This window comes from Actinoplanes sp. CA-252034, assembly GCF_050956125.1.
GTDB lineage: Bacteria > Actinomycetota > Actinomycetes > Mycobacteriales > Micromonosporaceae > Actinoplanes.
Window position 1 is genome coordinate 3495141 of sequence record NZ_CP191846.1, and the last position, 18669, is coordinate 3513809.

Sequence of the window (18669 nt, forward strand, 5' to 3'; positions counted from 1 at the left end):
GCACCAGCGTGAAACGGATTGGCGCGCGTCGCGCCGGCCTCATGCGCACCCTGCTGTGCGCGGTGGCCGCGACCGGAATCCTGGTCACGGGTCCGACCGTCGCTCATGCCGAGCCCACCCCCGCGCAGATCGAGAAACAGATCGACGAGGAGTGGAACCAGCTCGAGCCGGTCATCGAGGACTACAACGGCACCCACACCAAGCTGGTCAAGCTGCGTAAGCAGCAGACGGAGCTGGCGAAGACGCTGGCCCCGCTGCAGAAGCAGGTGGACGCCGCGATGGTGGAGGTGCGGGGTCTCGCCGTCGACGCGTACATGCAGGGCTCACCGAGCCTGGTGAACGCGATGGTCCTGACCGGTTCGCCGACGGGCATGGTGGACAAGCTCACGCTTCTCGACCAGCTCGCCGTCAACCGGAAGGCGTCGATCGTGGAGGTCGCCAGACTCCGCGACAAGTACGCCGCCGACAAGGCCAAGGTCGACCAGCTCGAGGCGGAGATCGCGGTCCGCGACACCGATCTCGGGACGAAGAAGGTCGCCATCGAGAAGGAGATCACGAAGCTCCAGAAGCTCCGGATCACGGCCTACGGCAAGGCGAACGCCGACGACGGTGAGCTGCGCACCGGCCCGTGCCCGGTCGACTACACGAACGACAAGGGCGGCCGTGCCGCTCAGCGGGCGTGTGACCTGATCGGCAAGCCCTACGTCTTCGGCTCGGACGGCCCGAACAGCTACGACTGCTCGGGTCTGACGCAGGCGGCGTGGGCGTCGGTCGGCGTGCATCTCGAGCACTACACGAAGGATCAGTGGGGCTCCACCAAGGCGGTGAGCCGGAGCGATCTGAAGCCGGGTGACCTGGTCTTCTATTACTCCGACGTGCACCATGTCTCCATCTACATCGGTGGCGGCAAGGTGGTCCACGCGCCGAGCACCGGCGACCACGTGCGAATGGCGACCATCGACCGAGGTCCCATCGCCGGCTATCGCCGCCCGGCTTAGCGAACCCCCGCGGAAGGGTCGCCGTCTCCTCGACGGCGGCCCTTTCTCACTTCGTACGGTCGACGTGACCGCCCCTCCTCCGGCGCTGATCAGGCCGGTGGCAGGGCGGGCGTGCCACCCTCCAGGTCCTGCAGCTGACGGACGACGTGCTCGCCCAGCGCGGACCGGTAGTCCTGGGCCAGTTCGTCGAGCCGCTCGATCTCGGCGACCATCGCGGCCCGGTCACGGGCCACCTCGTCGAGAGCCTCGGCATGCTGCCGGCGCGCGTCGGCCTCGATCGAGTCGGCCGTCCGGACCGCGTCCCCGGTCAGCTGATCGGCCTGGGCCCGTGCGCTGACCAGCAGGTCGTCCGACTCGCGCTGGGCGTCGCGGACGTGCTCGTCGGCCGTCCGGTGAGCCATCCGCAGCACCCGGTCGTCGATCACGGCGCCCGGCCGGGGCTGGACCGCGGAACGGACCTCGTCGTGCGCCCGCTCCAACTGGACCTGCATCTCCCGGGCGTCGTGCTCGGCCCGGGCCAGCCCCTCGCGCATGAACTGCAGGTGAGCGGCCAGCTCGGCCACCTCGGCGGTCATCGTCTCCTCGGCCGCGCCGTTGGAGACCTCACGCAATCGGGCGGTCAACGCCCCGTTCTCGTCGAGCAGGCGCAGCATCTCCTGGCCGGCTTCCTCCAGGAGGGCATTGACCTCCTCCTCGTCGTAGCCGCGCTTGCCGATCGGCGGCTTCTTGAAATCCACGTTATGAATATCTGCGGGAGTGATCGGCATCCTTACCTCGCTTCCCGGCGTCCCTGACGACAGCTCAACGCCCGGGGAACCGGTTTCGGCACGGCGGCACGGAGGTCCGGCGTGGACGGGCGCTGGCGAATCGTATCCGCCGACCGCCACTTCGGCAGGCGGAAGGCGACCCCGGTCACCCTCCCGCGCGCACATAAGACCAGGTGGGGAGCGACTGTGTGGAATTCTCGGTCGATGGCCCCGGCCGGGTGGCGACGCGCGCCGGGCATAATCGCTTGTCATGAGCGATGCCTTGATCAACAGCCTGGTGGCCGCCGTCGAGGCGCGGCCCGACGACCTGACGCTGCGGCTGCACCTGGCCGAGCTGCTCGTCGCGGCCGGCCGTGGCCCGGAGGCGATCGGGCACGCCGCTCAGATCCTGGCCCGCGAGCCGGGCAACGCGGCGGCCCAGCAGCTCATGGCCCGTGCCCTGGGCGGCCCGGCCACCACCGGCGGGGCGACGGGCGCGGACGGGCACGGCGACGGGGCGGCTGCGGGTGGGGGCAGTGCTCCGGGCGTACCGCCGCAGGGATCTCCGGGGGAGACGCCGGCCGATCCTGCGGCAGCCACGCCGGCCGCCGGAGACGCCGTGGGCCGGAGCGGGATCGACTGGGCGGCCATGGAGGAGCAGTTCGGCGATGTGGTGCCGCCGCGATTCGCCCGTGCCGACGGCGAGCCGGACCCGGTGCGGGGCCACGCCGACCGGGCGTTCGACGTCGAGCGCTCCACCGTGACGCTCGCCGACGTCGGTGGCATGACCGACGTCAAGAAGCGGCTCGAGGTGTCGTTCCTCGGTCCGCTGCGCAACCCGAAGCTGCGCACCCTGTTCGGAAAGAGCCTGCGCGGGGGCCTGCTGCTCTACGGTCCGCCCGGCTGCGGCAAGACGTTCCTGGCGCGTGCGGTCGCCGGGGAGATGGGCGCCGCGTTCATCAGCCTCAGCATCACCGACGTGCTGAACATGTGGATCGGCAGCTCCGAGCGCAACCTGCACGACCTGTTCGAGTCGGCCCGCGGGCACGCGCCGTGCGTGCTGTTCCTGGACGAGATCGACGCGCTCGGCCACAAGCGCAGCCAACTGCAGTCGTCCATGCGGACCGTGGTGAACCAGCTGCTGACCGAGCTCGACGGTGTCGACGGCGGTAACGACGGGGTGTTCGTGCTGGCCGCCACGAACGCCCCCTGGGACGTCGACGCGGCGCTGCGCCGGCCCGGGCGCCTGGACCGGACCGTGCTGGTGCTGCCGCCGGACACCCCGGCCCGTGCCGCGATCCTCGAATACCACCTCCGGGACCGTCCGGTAGCCGGCATCGATCTGGACGCCGTCGCCGCCGCCACCGATCACTACTCCGGCGCGGACCTGGCGCATCTGTGCGAGACCGCCGCCGAGTACGCGATGCGTGACTCCATCGACACCGGCGAGATCCGCATGATCAACCAGGCGGACATGCTGGCCGCCGCCCGTGAGGTCCGCCCGTCCACCGACGCCTGGTTCGCCACCGCCCGCAACGTCGCGATGTTCGCCAACGAGAGCGGCGCCTACGACGACCTGGCCGCCTACCTCAAGAAGCGCAAGATCCGATGAGCCCCGCCGCCGCCCGCGCGCGGGCGCTGGCCGGCGTCGGCCGCCTGGAGATGGCCGAGACCGCGGTCCGCGAGGGCCTCGCCGAGACACCCGCCGACGCGGAGCTGCTCGGCCTGCTCGCCGGTCTGCGCCGGCTCCAGGGCCACCACACCGACGCCCTGGAGTTCGCCGAGGCCGCGGTGGCCGCCGCACCCGGTCAGGCCGTGGTCCACATCGAGCGTGCCGAGTGCCTGCTGCTGCTGAACCGCTCCGAGGACGCGCGGGCCGCGGCCACCGAGGCGGTGCGCCTGGCCCCGAACCGCCCGGAGCCGCACCGCGCCCTGGCCCGCTGCCTGGTCCTGCGCCGCGATTTCGGCGGTGCCCGGTCCGCGGCCATCCGGGCGGTGACGCTCGCCCCGCACTCGGTGCCCGACCTGATGACCCTGGCCGAGGTGGAACGCAACGCCGGCGACCGCGACGCCGCCCGCGCGGCCGCGGCCCGGGCGCTGGCCGAGGATCCGGAGGACGCCGAGGGCCGCTGGATGATCGCCCTGCTGGACGCCGAGAAGCTGCGGGTCCGGGAGGCGATGCTCGGGCTGCGGCAGCTGGCCGCCGACCACCCGGACCGGTATGGTGCCCCCGCTCTGACCTGGCCCATCCGGGGCCTGCTGGCCGGACTGCGCCGCGGGCTGCTCGCCGGCGTCCCGCTGGTGGTCGTGCTCACGCTGGGCGGTCGCTGGTGGGCGCCGTCACTGCTGCTGGCCCGCGGTGCCGCCGTCGTGATGGCCCTGGTCACGGTGGGCCTGGCGATTCGGGTACTGACCCCGGCCGGCCGCCTGCCGTGGCTCTGCCTGGGGCTGCTGCCGCAGCGCACCCGCCGGGCGATCGGGACCGGGCTGGTCGCCGCGAGCGGTGCGGTCCATCTCCTTCTCTGGTACGCCATGAGCCCGCACTGGTTGACGTTGACGCTGGTGGCCGCCTCCGTGGCCGTGCTGTTGACCGCCGGAGCCGTCGAGCGGGCCCGGCCGGCGGACTGACCGCCCCCGCTGTGGCCATCCCGCGGCCCCGCGCGGGGACCGCGCCCGGTAGGGTCGCTGATCGATGATGAGTGCGGTGATCTTCGACCTGGACGACACCCTCGTCGACCAGGTGACCGCCTCCGGCGCGGCGGTCGTCGCCTGGGCCGCGACTGTCGGTGTGACCGATCCGGGGGTGCCGGCGCGCTGGGCCGCGGTGTCCGAGCGGCATTACGCGCGTTACCAGAGACGCGAGGTCACCTTCTCCGGCCAGCGGCGCGAGCGGGTCCGTGACTTCCTGGCCGCCGACCTGACCGACGCCGAGGCGGACGAGCTGTTCGCCGGCTATCTGGAACGCTACGAGGCCGGCTGGACGATCTTCGACGACGCGATCCCGGCACTGCGCCGGGTGCGGGCGGCCGGGCTGACCGCGGCCGTGCTGACCAACGGCGACGAGGGCCAGCAGCGCCGCAAGATGGACCGGCTGGGCCTCACCTCCGAGGTGGACCTGATGGTGGCGTCGTCGGCGCTGCCGGCCGGCAAACCGGATCCCCGGGCCTACCGGCACGTCCTGGATCTGCTGGGGCTGGCGCCCGAGGCGGCGCTGATGGTCGGTGACTCGCTGGACAGGGATGTGCGCGGCGCTCTGGCGGTCGGCTTGCCCGCGGTCCTGCTCGACCGGTTCGGCGCCCACCCGGGCACCGACGTGCGCCGGATCAGCACCCTGGACGAGCTGACCTTCTCCGAGCGCCGCCGGGTTGGCTCGGGACCGTAAGACTCGACCGGCTCACCGGCTCACCGGCTGACAGCGAACTGCCGCGCCGGGGCAGCCTGCGCGGCAGTTCGAGCAGGGGTCGGTCCTTACTTGGCGGCGGCCGCCTTGTAGAGGGCCTCCGGGGTGACGGCACCGGCGAGAACCCGGCCGTCGTCGGTCAGCAGGACGGTGAACAGCGAGCCCGACAGCAGCTTGCCGCTGCCCCAGGCGCCGCTGACCGGCTGCAGCGTGCCGAGGACGCCCTCGGCCAGCTGTGACGCCTCGGCGCCCTCGGTGCCCTGCTTGCCGGCCTCCTCGGTGAGCTTGGTCAGCTCGTCGAGGTTCGGGCCCTTGGCCACGGCGATGGACGTCCAGCCCTCGCCGACGACCTTGAAGTCGCCCTTGTCGGCGCCGGCCTCACGGGCGGCCTTCTCGGCTTCCCGAGCCTTGTGCGCCTCCTCGGCGCCGCCCTTCACCGCGTCCTCCGGAACGGACTGCTCGGTGACCTTGGCGCCCGGCGGCGGGTTGAACGCGAACTGCTGGTCGTCCGGAACCGTGAAGTTGATCTGCTCGAACGCCACCCGGATCGCCGGCTTCGTGGTGTTCTTCGCGTAGACGTCGACGCGCAGCGGGATGTGCTCCTTCGCGTCGATCGCCAGCCGCACCTGACCGACCAGCGAATCGGTGTCACGCGGGCTGATCACCAGCTCGTACGCGTCTCGTCCGGCCACCTCGGCCGCGCCGGTCGTCTCCACCTTGGTGGTGTCGTCGATCGCCGCGAGCGCCGCGTCGGCCGCCTGCTGCGGGCTGAGGGCCGCAGCGCTCGCCTCCGGCGCCGCCTCGGGGGCGGTCATGCCCGCCGGCACCTTCAGGTGCGTGCCGGTGTTCTCCTTGCTCTCCCAGATCCACAGGTCGGAGCCGTTGCGGATCACGTCGGTCTCACTGTTGGTGCCGAGTAGCGAGAACCGCATCTTCTCCTCACCCGCATACCACAGGCGAGCGGTGTTGTTGCCGGCGATCAGGCTGGTCAGGTTGCCGCTGCCGCCCGCCGCGTTGCCGAGCAGCCCCGCGATGCCCGGCAGCCCCAGATCGGCGCTCTGCACCACGGTGCCGGAGAAGCCCGACGGCTCGGCGCTCTGCAGGTCGACGAGCAACTGTGCGGCGCTGCGCTCCGGCAGTGCCGGATCCGCGTTCGCCACGATCGTTCCGGCCGCCGCGCCACCCCGATGACCAGTACCGCCGCCGCCGACGGGACCAACCAGCGCAGCGCAGGCCTGGACTTCAATGCAGACACGATGTCCACCTCCCGAATCTCTGCGACCAACTGTGCCGTGGAGCCGCTGTGATCCGGCTGAGAAGGTCCCCTAGGGGATGTCCTCCGGATAACTTTATGGGCGAATGAGGGGGACTTGTATGGATACCTACCAGGGCCGTCCGCTGGCCCGGCCCGGCGAGGAGATCTTCGACCAGGGCCTGGCCTTCGACCTGGCCACCATGCGGCGGCGCCAGGCGCTGCGGGTGCTCGGCCTCGGCGCGCTCGCCCTCGGCCTGGGCGGATGCGCGACGGAGGAGCAGGCGGAGACCGAGTCGGCCGCGCTCGCTGAGATCCCGGACGAGACGGCCGGGCCCTACCCCGGCGACGGGTCGAACGGTCCGAACGTGCTCACTCGGAGCGGTGTGGTCCGCCGCGACATCACCGCCAGCTTCGGCGCCGCCACCGGCCGGGCGCCCGGCGTGCCGATGACCCTCACGCTCAGCCTCAAGGACCTGGCCAACGCGGGTGCCGCCTACGCCGGCGTGGCCGTCTACGTGTGGCACTGCGACCGGGCCGGCGCCTACTCGCTCTACTCCGCCGGCGTCACCGGGGAGAACTACCTCCGTGGCGTGCAGATCGCCGACGACGCCGGCGAGGTGACGTTCACCAGCATCTTCCCGGCCTCCTACACCGGGCGGTGGCCGCACGTGCACTTCGAGGTCTACCCCGACCAGGCGAGCATCACCGACGCGACGAAGGCGATCGCCACCTCCCAGGTGGCGCTGCCCGAGCCGATCTGCGACGAGGTCTACCAGCAGACGGGGTACGAGGCGTCGGTCACCAACCTCGCCCGGGTCACCCTGGACGACGACAACGTGTTCGGCGAGGACTCCGGCGCGCTGCAGCTCGCCACCGTCACCGGCACCCCGGCGAGCGGGCTGGCGGTGACCCTGGAGGTGGGCGTCGACACCGCGACGACCCCGGCCGGCGGGCAGCTCAGCGGCGACGGGGCGCCGTCCGGGGCGCCCGGTGCGCCCCCGTCGGGTGGGCCGGGTGGTCCGCCTCGGTCAGGGGGACCCGGTGGGCCGGGTGGGCCGCCGCCGAGCCGCTGAGAGATCGCTGAGAGCTGTTGCTGGTGACGGGCGCCCGCATGGCAGGGTGTTGATGTGCGGGTTCTGGTGGTGGAGGACGAGGCGCGGCTCGCCGCTGCGCTGCGACGGGGCCTGCAGGCCGAGGGCTTCGCGGTGGACATCGCCGCCGACGGTCAGGACGGCCTGGAGATGGCCCGCCACGGCGGGTATGACGCGATGATCCTCGACGTCATGCTGCCCCGCCTGTCCGGGTACCGGGTGGTCCGGCAGCTGCGCGCCGAGCGCCACTGGCTGCCGGTGCTGATGCTCAGCGCCAAGGACGGTGAGTACGACCAGGCCGACGGCCTCGACTGTGGCGCCGACGACTACCTGACGAAGCCCTTCTCGTACGTCGTGCTCCTCGCCCGACTCCGTGCCCTGCTGCGCCGCGGCGCCCAGGCCCGCCCGGTGGTGCTCGCGTTCGGTGACGTGGAGCTCGATCCGGCGGAGCGCCGGGTCCTGGTCGGCGGCGCCGAGGTCACCCTGACCACCCGCGAGTTCGCGCTGCTGGAGTATCTGATGCGCCGCCCCGGCCAGGTCGTCTCCAAGACCGAGCTGCTCGACCACGTGTGGGACGCCGCCCTCGACACCGCACCGAACGCCGTCGAGGTCTACGTCGGCTACCTGCGCCGCAAGATCGGCCGCGATCGCCTGGAGACGGTCCGGGGAGCCGGCTACCGCCTGGCCGTCGTCGAGCCGGGCACCCCGGTGGGCTGATGCCACGCCGCCTCAAGGAGCTCAGCCTGAGGGCCCGCCTGCTGCTCGTCTCGGCGGCCGGCCTCACCCTCGGCCTCGCCGCCGGCGGTGTGCTGCTCATCGTCGTCCTCGGCTACGCCCAGCTCCGCTCCGTGCACAGCGAGGCGATGACCACCGCCCGCGGCGTCGCCGACCTGGTCGAGCAGAACTCGCTGCCCGACCCGATCGTGGTCGCCCCCGGCGTGCAGGTGCAGGTCGTCGACGAAGCCGGCAAGATCATCGCCTCCTCGGCGACCGCCGACCGGATGACGCCGCTGCTCTACACCCGGGAGCTCGACGGCCTCCAGGACGGCCAGAGCCGGACCATCGACGGCGAGCGCATCGGCTACCGCGGCGAGGCTCGAGTCGTGCAGCTCACCGCCGGCCCGCCGACCGCCCCGCTGCGCATCCTGGTGGCCCGCTCCACCGTGCAGATCACCCAGAGCGTCCACATCCTGCGGATCACCCTGCTCATCCTGTACCCGCTGCTGGTGGCCCTGCTCGCGGCCGGGCTGTGGCGGGCGCTCGGGGCGACCCTGCGGCCGGTCGACGCGCTACGGTCGGGCGCCGAGGAGATCACCGGGGGACCAGGGCCGGGCGGTTGCCCGTACCCGACTCGAAGGACGAGATCCACCGCCTCGCGGTGACCCTCAACGACATGCTGCACCGGCTGGACGCCGCCCGTGCGCGTCAGCGCGCCTTCGTCGCCGACGCCGCCCACGAGTTGCGCAGCCCCCTGACCAACATGCGCACCGAGCTGGAGGTGGCGCAGCACCTGCCGGACGACACCGACTGGCCGGAGCTCGCCGACGACCTGCTGGCCGACGTGCAGCGGCTGTCACGCCTGGTCGACGACCTGCTGCTGCTGGCCCGCTCGGACGACGGCGTGCCCACGGCCAGGCTGGAGGAGATCGACCTCGCCCAGTTCGTCGGCGAGGCCGCGCAGCGCTACCCGGAGGTCGACTTCGACGACCCCGGCAAGTCGTTGCCGCTGCTCGCCGAGCCGGACGCACTGGCCCGGGTGGTGACGAACCTGCTCGACAACGCGGTCCGGCACAAGCGGTCCCGGGTGACGGTGTCGACGTTCGCCGACGGCCGGCACCTGGTCATCGTGGTCACCGACGACGGCCCCGGCATCTCCGAGCCGGACCGGGAACGGGTCTTCCAGCGGTTCACCCGCCTCGACGACGCCCGGGCCCGCGATGCGGGCGGCTCAGGCCTCGGCCTGGCCATCGTCAGCGAGCTGGTGCGCCGGCATCGCGGTTCGGTCACCCTCGGCGACAATCACCCGGGCCTCAAAGTGGAGGTACGGCTACCCGACTCGTGACACGGCAGAGGCGTCGTCGCCGCTGGACCTCATCACGCGGGCCGACCCTGGCCGGTCGGTCTCTCCGGCAGACCCTGGCCGGTTGGTCTCTCCGGTCGGCCCTGGCCGGTTGGTCTCTCCGGTCGACTCCGGCCGGCTGGCCCTTGGAGGCGGGTCCTTATCACCCGTCACCTTTTGATCGCCCGCCAGCGGGGAGTTCTCGCCGGTCTGCGGCAGGTCGTCGTCTCCGCCGGCCCTGATACCGTTCCGCCTCGTGAAGATCGACAGAGCCGCCGCGTCCCGGATATGGCACGGCGTCCTCGCCCTGATCGTGTCGGCGTCGCTGATCACCCAGATCACGCTGACCGCCACCCGCGACGGCGAGCCCGCCTTCACCCGCTTCGAGCGCCTGTTCAGCTACTTCACCATCCAGAGCAACCTGCTGCTGCTCGCCGCGGTGACCGCCCTGGCCCTGAACCCGCACCGCGATGGACGGCTGTGGCGGATCATCCGCGTCGACGCCCTCCTCGGCATCGTGATCACCGGCATCGTCTACGCCACCATCCTGGCCGGCCAGAGCGACCCGCACGGCGCGGCGTGGTGGGCCGACCTGGGCTTCCACTACGTGGCCCCGTGGACGGCCCTGGCCGGCTGGCTCCTGTTCGGACCCCACCCGCGGATCGACGCCCGCACCCTGGCGTGGTCCGCCATATGGCCCCTGCTGTGGATCACGTGGACCCTGGCACACGGCGCCGCCACCGACTGGTACCCGTACCCCTTCACCGACGTCGCCCGCTGGGGCTACCCGGCGGTGCTGATCAACCTGGGCGTCGTCGTTCTCATCGCGGTCCTGATCGGCACCGCGCTGCGCCTGCTCGACACCCGTCTGCCCGGCGGATCATCGGCCCCCGAGGCGACAGCTGCCGTTGTCCCCGGGCCGGGTTCCGGTGCGGAGTCCGTACCTCGCAACGACACGTGACAGCTACGGCGATGGGCTTTCCGTGTGCTTTCACGATCCGGGTCTTGCGGTAGTCGCGAGGTCCAACGACGACGATTCTCCCGGCTTGATGGTCCTTACCGGCGTGGCTTGGGCATGGTTGTGGGCGGCCGTTGTCCACCGTGATCTCGGTGGCTACGGGAATCGTCTATGAGTAGGGGTTGCGTCCAGGTCCGCGTGCCGCCGCAGCCGCGGCCTCGGCAATCTCGGAGGCGATCCCGGCCAGTACGTAGACGCGGCCGGTCGCATGACCCTGTGCTGCCAGCAGGCCCGCCAGCCGTGCAAGGTCATTCCATAGGCGTACGGTCCACTCGTACCGTCGTTGCACGCGCTGTGCCTGGCGATGGTGCGCGGCGAAGGCGAACTTGAGCCAGGGGCGGGTATCGCGTTCGGGCTGGAAGCTGCCGCCCTGCACAGCGCGGACGGCTGCGTAGTAGTGGAGGGTGTTGGTCTGTTCGCCGAGCCATTCCTCGATGAAAGCTCCACTCAATACCCCGTTCGGCACGCCATCGACGATGATCCGTCGACCACTAGTGGTGGCGTTTTCGAGGACGAAGTGGACGCCGGGATCTCTCGGATCCCGTGGCAGGGAACCTGCGTGGCAGGGACGAAGCGGCTTGCGGCATGCTGAGGTTCTGCCGCCTTCGTGAGGATGGGGTTCATGGCCGTAGGGCGTCCAGACCCGGTCGATGTGCCACCGGATCCGAGAAGGGAGCTCCTGGACCTGTTGATGCGGCTGGCCGTCACCAAGGGTATGAGCAAAGCCTCCCTGGCCAGATCCGCGGGACGATCCCGTAGCTATGTCACCGAGATCTTCAAAGGGAAGAAGGTGCCGGCTCCCGACACCGCGGTGTTGCTGGCCGAGACACTGGGCGCCAGCAAGGAGGACCTGGCCTCGGTGCGGGAGTGGGCCGAGCAGGTTCAGGAGCAGCGCCACGATCGGGACAAGACGGCGGCCAGACCCTCGACCACGGCAGCGTCCTCGCCGGACAGGTGGGCGATCTGCATGGCGTACCTCGAAGCGCTCGACGGTGCGCACAACAGGCTTCGCGCCGTGGCCCTGACCGAACGGCCGGGTGACCTGCTGGCGATGGCGAACACGGCGATGGAGGGCGCCGGTGTCTATACGCAACGCGATCGGCTGCTTGCCTCGGGCGCTCCCGACGTGGTTGCGGCGGGTGAGGCCGCATTTTTCGACCTGGTGAATGTGCGTAACGTGATTCGGACAGGTGCGGCGCTCGCCTCGCCCGCGTACCACGCCGTCTACCATCCGTTCGCCGAGAAACTGTGGCACTATCGGCTCGCCGTCCGGGCCGAGTTCGGCGGGCAGCCGTTCACACCGCGCGACGTGCACCGCGAGGACTGGTCGGATCGCGATCGGTGCGCCGAATGTGGCCTGTCAGCGTCCGAGACCGACGGCGCATAGTCCGGCCCAGTCGAAAAGGCCCAGTTCGGGATGCTCGTCACGCAGGTTGCGCTGCGCGATCCGGAGTGCTGCCGTTGGCCGTAGACCATTGCCGCACAGCCGTATGATTGCTGCACCGATGTGGGCGGACGCCTCACTTCCCACCCGACCCACACCCGCGATCACGGTGTCGGCGCCGCCGATGAGGGCACCTACCGCCAGGCTGAGTGGGTCCCGTCCGTAGCGGCTCACGGCCGTACCGCTCCAACATCCGTTGAGTAGCACGAGCCGGGGGAGTTCGGCCGAGGCGAGGCTGTCGAGTGAGATGCCCCGCCGTCCGAACCGCGGTGTGGCACCGGCCGCCGCGCCGTGACCGGAGACGTAGATCGCTGCGGCGTCCCGGCGGGATGCGGCAAGCCCGGACAGTAAGTCGTGTCCCCCCGGCCATCCGTCCAGTGCGGCTCTCTCGACGGCGTGGCCGGGCAGCGTCGCGTCGAGATCACTCAGGACCGGCCGGCCGGGCAGCGGCACGGACGTCACCGGCCGGCGCAGCAACAGCTCCAGGGTCCGCAAGCTGGGCGCGAGCGTCACCTCTGCCACGTCGATCAGGCGCACACCGTCGCGGAGAAGAGCGGCATGGGGAAGATGCCACAGGCGGGGGTCCGGCACGATGATCATCGACCGGGGGTGTCGGCGCTGCCCGCCCAGATCCCCGGCTCCGGCAGGAGGAACCGGCCGAGCCGTTCTACGAGATCGTGCGTGACGCCGCGGGGCGGTAGCAGCCGGCCCCCGGCCAGGCGGTCGACGAGGGGGGTCAGCTCGGGTTCGGCGTGGTTCACCACGGCCTGCCAGTCGCCGTGGCGTTCTCGGGTGACGGTGGCCGACCACCAGCCTTCCCGGCTCTCACCGATCGTGATCATCACGATGAGGTCGGCCATTGTGTCCAGCTCGTGTGTCGACGGCAGGCTTCCGGGAAGCGGCAGCTCCGGGAAGACCTCCGGACGTCGCCCCGACCTGATCGCCTCGGCGGCCAGCCGGCCCACCTCGACGATGCGATGGACCAGTTCAGGGTCTTGACCCGCCGGCTCCAACCGCCCGGACTCGATGGTGACTTCCTTCTTGCCCGACGACGTGCCGAGAAGGTGATTGAGCACGTCCGCCCGGCCGGTCTCGGCGATCTGCGCCGTCGAGGCGGCCTCGGCCAGCTCCGTGCTGATCAGCACTGACGTGGCGTAGACCGGCTCGCTCTCCCCGTGCAACGACCAGCGGCTGGCCGGATCGTCGAGCGAGTCCCGCTGGATGTCCGCGGCGAGCAGCGCGGCACGCCAGACGTCTCGCCACATTCCGTGCGGGAGCGCGTCGGTCGTCCGTAGCCGCAGGAGGTCGTGAAGGGCCAGCCGGGTCCTGGTGAGATCGGCTCGGTCCGGTCGCGTGGCGATCTCGAGGGCGGCCGCGAGATGACCGGCGGCCGCCGTTGGGTCGCCTTCACGATGGATCAGGTTCCGGGCGACGTGCCGATGCCAGCGCACCGACTCGAGTGTTGTCGATGACGCGTAGTACGCCTCGACCTCGGCGAGCGCGACTGCCACGCCGTCATGGTCGCCGAGTTCTTCGAGCACCTCAGCGCGCTCCAGCATCACCTGACCACGGTGGTAGGCGGAGCCGCTGGCGCCACGGAACCGTGTCGCCAATTCGTCGGTGATCGCGAGTGCCTCATGCCGTCGGCCGAGCGCCCGCAGACAGAAGACCTCACGCAACCGGACCGTGGCGACGTTCGCCTCGCTCAGGCCCTCGAAGGCGTCAGCGGCACGGTGGAACGCGTCGAGCGCTACGTCGGGCCGGCCGAGAACGACCTCCAGGCCGCCTTCGCGCAACGCGACCAAGCCTTGCGTGAAGGAATGCACCTCGTCGTGGTCGGCCAGTTCACGGGCATGGTCCAGCGTGCCGCGTGCCGCGGCGAGGTCCCCCTGCTGGCGTTCGAGCACCGCCCGTTGCAGCAGCGCCTTGATGTGCGGGTCGCGGATTGCGGCAGCGTGTTGATATCGCACGCAGACAGCTATCGCCCGGTCGCAGGTGATCCTTCCCTCGGCGTACCGGCCGGCTACCTCGTGCAAGGCGGCCATCTCGCGCCACATCCGGGCGTGGAGGGGTGCGGTCGACTCGTCCAGCGACTCGCGGAGCACTTCGAGGTACCAGTGCTCGGCCGCGACGAATCCCGCGCAGAGCCGGTGCCGGCTGGCGAGAAAGGCGACAGCCTCGCGGTAGCGATTGCGGTCCGGCAGGCGCAGTGCGGTACGGCTCTCCGCGAGCAGCAGCCGGAGCGCCTGGTCGCGCTGCCGGCCTTTCCAGGCCGCCTCGCCGGCGCGCTTGTAGACCGAGGCGAGCGTGTCCCACTCACAGGCGGTGTGGGCGAGCCGAGCATCCGGAGCGAGCGGGTCCGGGGGATGGAGGGCGAAGGCGACGGCCGGATCGACGAGGAGATCGAGAATCGCTGCGGAACGGTTCGGCCCCACGACACACCTCACGCCTCGAGATCATCCGTTGCTGCCATCATCGATACCATGGTGAACCCTGCACCAGCGCGGACCATTGTCAACTTCGACGTGGCAGTCGACGCCGCAGCCCGCGTCAAACTGCTGTCGGCCCTGCACGACCGCAGTCTTGCGCCGAGGGCCGGCTTCGACATGGGCGAGCGCGGGCCACTCTCTGGCCTCCCGCTGCGAGCCGTGATCACCGTTCTGGGTGACGTCGCCACCGCCGCGACGGCGGCCAGAGAGTGGCTTCTGGACCACTTTGACGACGGCTACGTCGAGATCGTGGCGGAGAAGAACGGGGCCACGGCCCGGGTTCGCGGCCGTGACCCGGAGTTGGCGACCAGAACAGTCGAGGCGGTGTTGTCCCGCCTGTCGGCCGGGTCGCCGATCGAGTGGCGGAGCGGCGGGTGGGCGCAGGCCGATGAGGACGAATCAGCGGAGAGATCACGGGCCGGCGACGCGCGCAAGCCGCGGCTGCTACTGCTGGACACTCACTGGTTCTCCGCGAAGGGTGGCATCAGCACCTTCAATCGGGCGCTGGCGACCGCCCTGGTCCGCATCGGCGCGGATGTCGTCTGCGCGGTGCACAGCCCGACCACCGACGAGCTCAGGCATGCCACTGAGGCTCAGGTGACGCTGGTCGGCACGCCCGAGGTGCGGCACGGTACGCGGATGCTCCGGCCGCCGTCGCTGCCGGAGGGGTGGGAGCCGGACATCGTGGTCGGGCACGGCCACGTCACCGGCCCGGCCGCAGCGGCCCTCTGCGCCGACTACTACCGCGGGGCAGCACGCGCGCACATCGTCCATACCTGGTCCGACCACATCGAGCAGTTTCGGCCGGACAACCCGGACGCGGTGGCGATCGCGGAGCAGCGGTGGACGCTGGACATCGACCTCGCGCGGACGGCCGATTTCTGTTTCGCGGTCGGTCCCCTGCTGCATAATGCGCTCCGCAAGTCGCTGAGCCGTCCCGGCGATCCCGTTCCGGTGCGTCTGGACCCCGGGTTCGACGGCGATGACAGCGACCCACGCATGATACCCGGGCCTGGCGAGCGAACGATCATGGTGATGGGTCGCCTGGACGACTGGAAGGTCAAGGGTCTGGACCTCGCGGCGAAGATCGTCGGTACGGCGGCCCAACGGGTTCAGCCCTGGGCCGAGCTGGAGTTGCTGCTGCGCGGTGTGCCGGCCGGTGAGTACGGGGAGATCCGCACACGGGTGTCGGAGTGGTCCGGAGATGCGGAGTTGCAGGTGACCCCCGGGGTTTCACGGCGTCCACCACGGAACTCCACGACGACCTCCTCCGATCGAGCCTGGTGCTGGCGCCCGCCCGGGCGGAGGCGTTCGGGCTGGTGGGACGCGAGACGATCGTCGCCGGCACACCGCTGCTAGTCGCGGCGAAGAGTGGCCTCGCCCAGCTTCTGAAGGAACATGTTCCGGAATATGTGGACAAGTTCGTCCTGCCGGTCGGCGACCAGCACGTTGAGACGTGGGTCAACTTCACCGTCGGCGTCCTCCGCGACGAGCGCGGCGCGTTCGCCATTGCGGAGGAGGTACGCCGCCTGATGGCCGAGAAGGTGACGAACGCGGCGGTCGCCCGCGCACTGCTCACCGAGTGTGGCTTCTGACCAGAGAACTGTCCCCTGGTGTTCGCTGGCGAACACCGCACCGGGCGGATGAACGCCCAGTTCAGCGCATTGCCGCCAGCTCCGGCCAACGGTAGTTCGCCAGCGAACCAACTCACGTCCGGTTTCGTCTTGAATGGGTCTTCCGGCGCAGTCACCGCCCGAAATCCTGTTCCGAGGAGACCGCATGTCCCTACTGACGTCGTCCCTGCTCGACCCGTTCTTTGTATCCGTGGATGCCGCCTCGTTGACGTCGTGGCGGATCGGCAGCCTGCTCTCCGGCCGCACGGCGGTGCTGCGAATCCCTCACATGATCGACTCGGAAAGCTGCGACAAGCTCGTCGAGCGGCTGGACGACCTCACGCTGGACCTCTACGACGAGCAAAGGGTCTACCCGCCGATCGCCCGGTTCGGTCCGGCGATCAACGACTTCCGCCGGGACGGACGCCTCGACGACGGCTACTGGGAGCACGCGTCAAGGGCCGCGCGGGCCTGGTCGGAAGTGGACTTCGAGGGCGACCCTGTAGCCCTCTCGATCCAGGCGTTCCGGCAGGCTTGGCCGGGCTCGGTCGAGGTCGCCACCGTCCAGGGGCGTCCCCTGTTCGCCGGAATGATCCGTGAGATCAATGGTGGCGCGCACGCCCACTTCGACGACGTGGTACGTGAGTTCCCTGCCGGCATATTCGACACCGAGGTCGTGGCCCAGCTCGCGTTCAACCTCTACCTGTCCATGCCGGAGACCGGCGGGGAGACGTCGGTCTGGCGTCGCCGGTGGCAGCCCGCCGACGAGCGATACCGGCACAGGTACGGGTACGACCGCGAACTCATGGCGAACTGTCAGAGCATCGTGGCCAAACCCGGAGCCGGTGACGTTCTCGTCTTCGACCCGCGGAACTACCACGCCGTCGAGCCGGGCGACGGTCGCCGCCGTATAGCGGTTGCGTTCTTCATCGCCCTCAGTGCCCGGGGCGACTTGCTTATCTGGTCGTGACGGATTCCGGGGACGAGGTCAACCGTATGTACCGGTCGGCGAAGGAGCTGATCGACGAGATCAACAAGCTGCATGAGGAAATGTTGTCGCTCTTCGCATCGGTGACGCTGGCTGACCGCGTCCCGGACGATGGCGGGGACAGCGAAACCGTCTGCGCACCTGACGACGCGCAACATGCCCGGGCCGTAGCCCTGCTGGACCGGTACCTGTCCTGGTCACGGGTCGTCGTCGCGTTCTTGCGCCGCGCCGACCCGGTGGCGGCCACCGCGTTCACTGCCGTCACGAAGGATCTCGGCACCTACTTCCTGCTGCGGCGCACGGGTACCGGCATCGGTCACGACATGTGGCGCCGCCTCTTCGCCTACGAGTCGCGCCGACTGCTCCAGGACCAGACCGACATGATCGAACGGCACGCCGACGAGCTGACCTTCACCGCCGTCAATGCTGTGAAAAGCGTCGATCTCGACGTCACCATCGGCGGTGGCCGAGATCGGTACACGATCGACTTGCGGTCGATACTCGGCTCGGCCACTGGGGAGTTCATTCTGCCCTACGGGCCGCGCGACATCGAGAACTTCGTGCTGCGTCATTGCCGGCCGCGTTCGGGCACACGTCATGTGGTGCCGAGCGCCGTGTCGCCGTTCGCGATATTCGGCAAGGGCCTGTTCGACGCGCTGATGGCCGGCGAGGCCCGCGACATGTTTCAGGCGCTGCGGGCTCACGCACGCCACAACGATGTCGGTGTACGACTACGCCTGCGCCAGTCGGCGGTTCCGGAACTCAACCGGGTGCCGTGGGAGTTCCTGTTCGACGGCAGTGACTTCCTCTGCCTTGAACCGAGGTTTTCGATCGTCAGGCACTCGGACCGGACCCTCGCCCCGCCGCCGTTGCGGGTCCGGTACCCGCTTCGCGTACTCACCACGATCTGCTCTCCTGGAGACCTCCAGCCGCTCGACGTCGAGGAGGAGAAGAAGCGGCTGACGACCGCGCTCGCCCCCTACATCGAGATGGGCTGTGTGAATCTCACCTACACCCGCGACGGTCAACTTCCGACCCTGCAGCGCACGCTTGCGCAGGCCGAGCGCGCCGGGCGGCCCTTCCACGTCTGGCACTTCATCGGGCACGGCGCCTTCGACGAGCGGGAGCAGATTGGTCACCTGTACTTCGACACCGAGTTCGGCAGCCGGCGGGTGACCGGGTTCGAGCTGGCCACGCTGTTCCGCGACCACGATCCTCTGCGGCTGATCGTCATCAACGCCTGCGAGTCGGCGACGACCGACGACAGCGACGCGATGTCCGGGATCGCGGGATCGCTGGTGGAACGGGGCATCCCCACCGTCGTCGCGATGCAATTCCCGATCTCGGACCGGGCCGCGCTGGTGTTCGCCGGCGAGTTCTACGCGTTGATCGCAGCGGGAGTCCCCGTCGACAGCGCGATCACCGAGGTCCGTCGCTCTCTCTTCCTCCAGGCACATTACGGCGAATGGGCGACACCGGTCGTCTTCACCCGTGCCCACGACGGCACCCTCTTCACCGTCGTCGCCGAGCCCGGCGGCGATCCGCATGACAAGCAATAAGGAGCGCAC

General features: G+C 70.3%; 14 protein-coding genes and 3 pseudogenes. 12 read left to right on the top strand and 5 right to left on the bottom strand.

Features of this window, described 5'->3' with window-relative positions; all coding sequences use genetic code 11:
* The first annotated feature begins 8 nt into the window (after window positions 1–8).
* Entirely contained in the window at window positions 9–998 is a 990-nt protein-coding gene (locus ACQPZW_RS15685) for an NlpC/P60 family protein (RefSeq protein ID WP_433795607.1), read from the top strand.
* A gap of 89 nt (window positions 999–1087) precedes the next feature.
* Here the strand turns inward: ACQPZW_RS15685 and ACQPZW_RS15690 are convergent, their stop codons facing one another.
* Window positions 1088–1735 (bottom strand): DivIVA domain-containing protein, encoded by a 648-nt coding sequence (locus ACQPZW_RS15690; RefSeq protein WP_433795608.1) that lies wholly within the window; start codon window positions 1733–1735, stop codon window positions 1088–1090.
* 280 nt (window positions 1736–2015) lie between these two features.
* On the opposite strand from ACQPZW_RS15690, the gene ACQPZW_RS15695 reads away from it, so the two are divergent.
* From ACQPZW_RS15695 to ACQPZW_RS15705, 3 genes are all read left to right on the top strand, one after another.
* Complete coding sequence (locus tag ACQPZW_RS15695) at window positions 2016–3356, top strand: AAA family ATPase (protein WP_433795609.1); 1341 nt, start codon at window positions 2016–2018, stop codon at window positions 3354–3356.
* A complete protein-coding gene (locus tag ACQPZW_RS15700; RefSeq protein ID WP_433795610.1) occupies window positions 3353–4372 on the top strand; it encodes a tetratricopeptide repeat protein in 1020 nt (339 codons plus the stop codon). Before ACQPZW_RS15695 ends, ACQPZW_RS15700 begins: the two co-directional genes overlap by 4 nt.
* A 67-nt stretch (window positions 4373–4439) precedes the next feature.
* Window positions 4440–5126 carry an HAD family hydrolase gene (locus ACQPZW_RS15705; protein WP_433797549.1) on the top strand — a complete coding sequence of 229 codons (687 nt, stop codon included), beginning with the start codon at window positions 4440–4442 and terminating at the stop codon, window positions 5124–5126.
* A gap of 86 nt (window positions 5127–5212) precedes the next feature.
* Here ACQPZW_RS15705 and ACQPZW_RS15710 read toward each other — a convergent pair.
* Window positions 5213–6399: pseudogene (locus ACQPZW_RS15710) on the bottom strand (LolA family protein).
* A 119-nt stretch (window positions 6400–6518) separates the two neighbouring features.
* Here ACQPZW_RS15710 and ACQPZW_RS15715 point away from each other — a divergent pair.
* The 4 genes and pseudogenes from ACQPZW_RS15715 (at window position 6519) to ACQPZW_RS15730 (ending at window position 10510) form a co-directional block, all read left to right on the top strand.
* Window positions 6519–7472, top strand: coding sequence for a 3,4-dioxygenase subunit beta (locus ACQPZW_RS15715; RefSeq protein WP_433795611.1), 954 nt, complete (start codon window positions 6519–6521; stop codon window positions 7470–7472).
* A gap of 54 nt (window positions 7473–7526) precedes the next feature.
* A complete protein-coding gene (locus ACQPZW_RS15720; protein ID WP_093615998.1) occupies window positions 7527–8207 on the top strand; it encodes a response regulator transcription factor in 681 nt (226 codons plus the stop codon).
* 41 nt (window positions 8208–8248) lie between these two features.
* A pseudogene (locus tag ACQPZW_RS15725) lies at window positions 8249–9552 on the top strand (sensor histidine kinase).
* Window positions 9553–9805: 253 nt separating this feature from the next.
* A complete protein-coding gene (locus tag ACQPZW_RS15730; protein WP_433795612.1) occupies window positions 9806–10510 on the top strand; it encodes a Pr6Pr family membrane protein in 705 nt (234 codons plus the stop codon).
* Window positions 10511–10676: 166 nt separating this feature from the next.
* Here ACQPZW_RS15730 and ACQPZW_RS15735 read toward each other — a convergent pair whose 3' ends face one another.
* Entirely contained in the window at window positions 10677–11033 is a 357-nt protein-coding gene (locus ACQPZW_RS15735) for a hypothetical protein (protein ID WP_433795613.1), read from the bottom strand.
* A 225-nt stretch (window positions 11034–11258) separates the two neighbouring features.
* On the opposite strand from ACQPZW_RS15735, the gene ACQPZW_RS15740 reads away from it, so the two are divergent.
* Entirely contained in the window at window positions 11259–11954 is a 696-nt protein-coding gene (locus ACQPZW_RS15740) for a helix-turn-helix domain-containing protein (protein WP_433795614.1), read from the top strand.
* Here the strand turns inward: ACQPZW_RS15740 and ACQPZW_RS15745 are convergent.
* Entirely contained in the window at window positions 11928–12611 is a 684-nt protein-coding gene (locus ACQPZW_RS15745; protein WP_433795615.1) for a CHAT domain-containing protein, read from the bottom strand. The two genes, ACQPZW_RS15740 and ACQPZW_RS15745, sit on opposite strands and share 27 nt — an antisense overlap.
* Window positions 12608–14446 (bottom strand): tetratricopeptide repeat protein, encoded by a 1839-nt coding sequence (locus tag ACQPZW_RS15750; RefSeq protein ID WP_433795616.1) that lies wholly within the window; start codon window positions 14444–14446, stop codon window positions 12608–12610. Before ACQPZW_RS15750 ends, ACQPZW_RS15745 begins: the two co-directional genes overlap by 4 nt.
* Window positions 14447–14617: 171 nt before the next feature.
* Here ACQPZW_RS15750 and ACQPZW_RS15755 point away from each other — a divergent pair.
* From ACQPZW_RS15755 to ACQPZW_RS15765, 3 genes and pseudogenes are all read left to right on the top strand, one after another.
* Window positions 14618–16095, top strand: a pseudogene (locus tag ACQPZW_RS15755) (glycosyltransferase family 4 protein).
* A 184-nt stretch (window positions 16096–16279) separates the two neighbouring features.
* On the top strand, window positions 16280–17083 hold the full coding sequence (locus ACQPZW_RS15760) for a 2OG-Fe(II)-dependent halogenase WelO5 family protein (RefSeq protein WP_433795617.1): 804 nt from the start codon (window positions 16280–16282) through the stop codon (window positions 17081–17083).
* Window positions 17080–18660: a CHAT domain-containing protein gene (locus tag ACQPZW_RS15765; RefSeq protein ID WP_433795618.1), complete on the top strand. Its 1581-nt coding sequence runs from the start codon at window positions 17080–17082 to the stop codon at window positions 18658–18660. Before ACQPZW_RS15760 ends, ACQPZW_RS15765 begins: the two co-directional genes overlap by 4 nt.
* The last annotated feature ends 9 nt before the right edge of the window (window positions 18661–18669 follow it).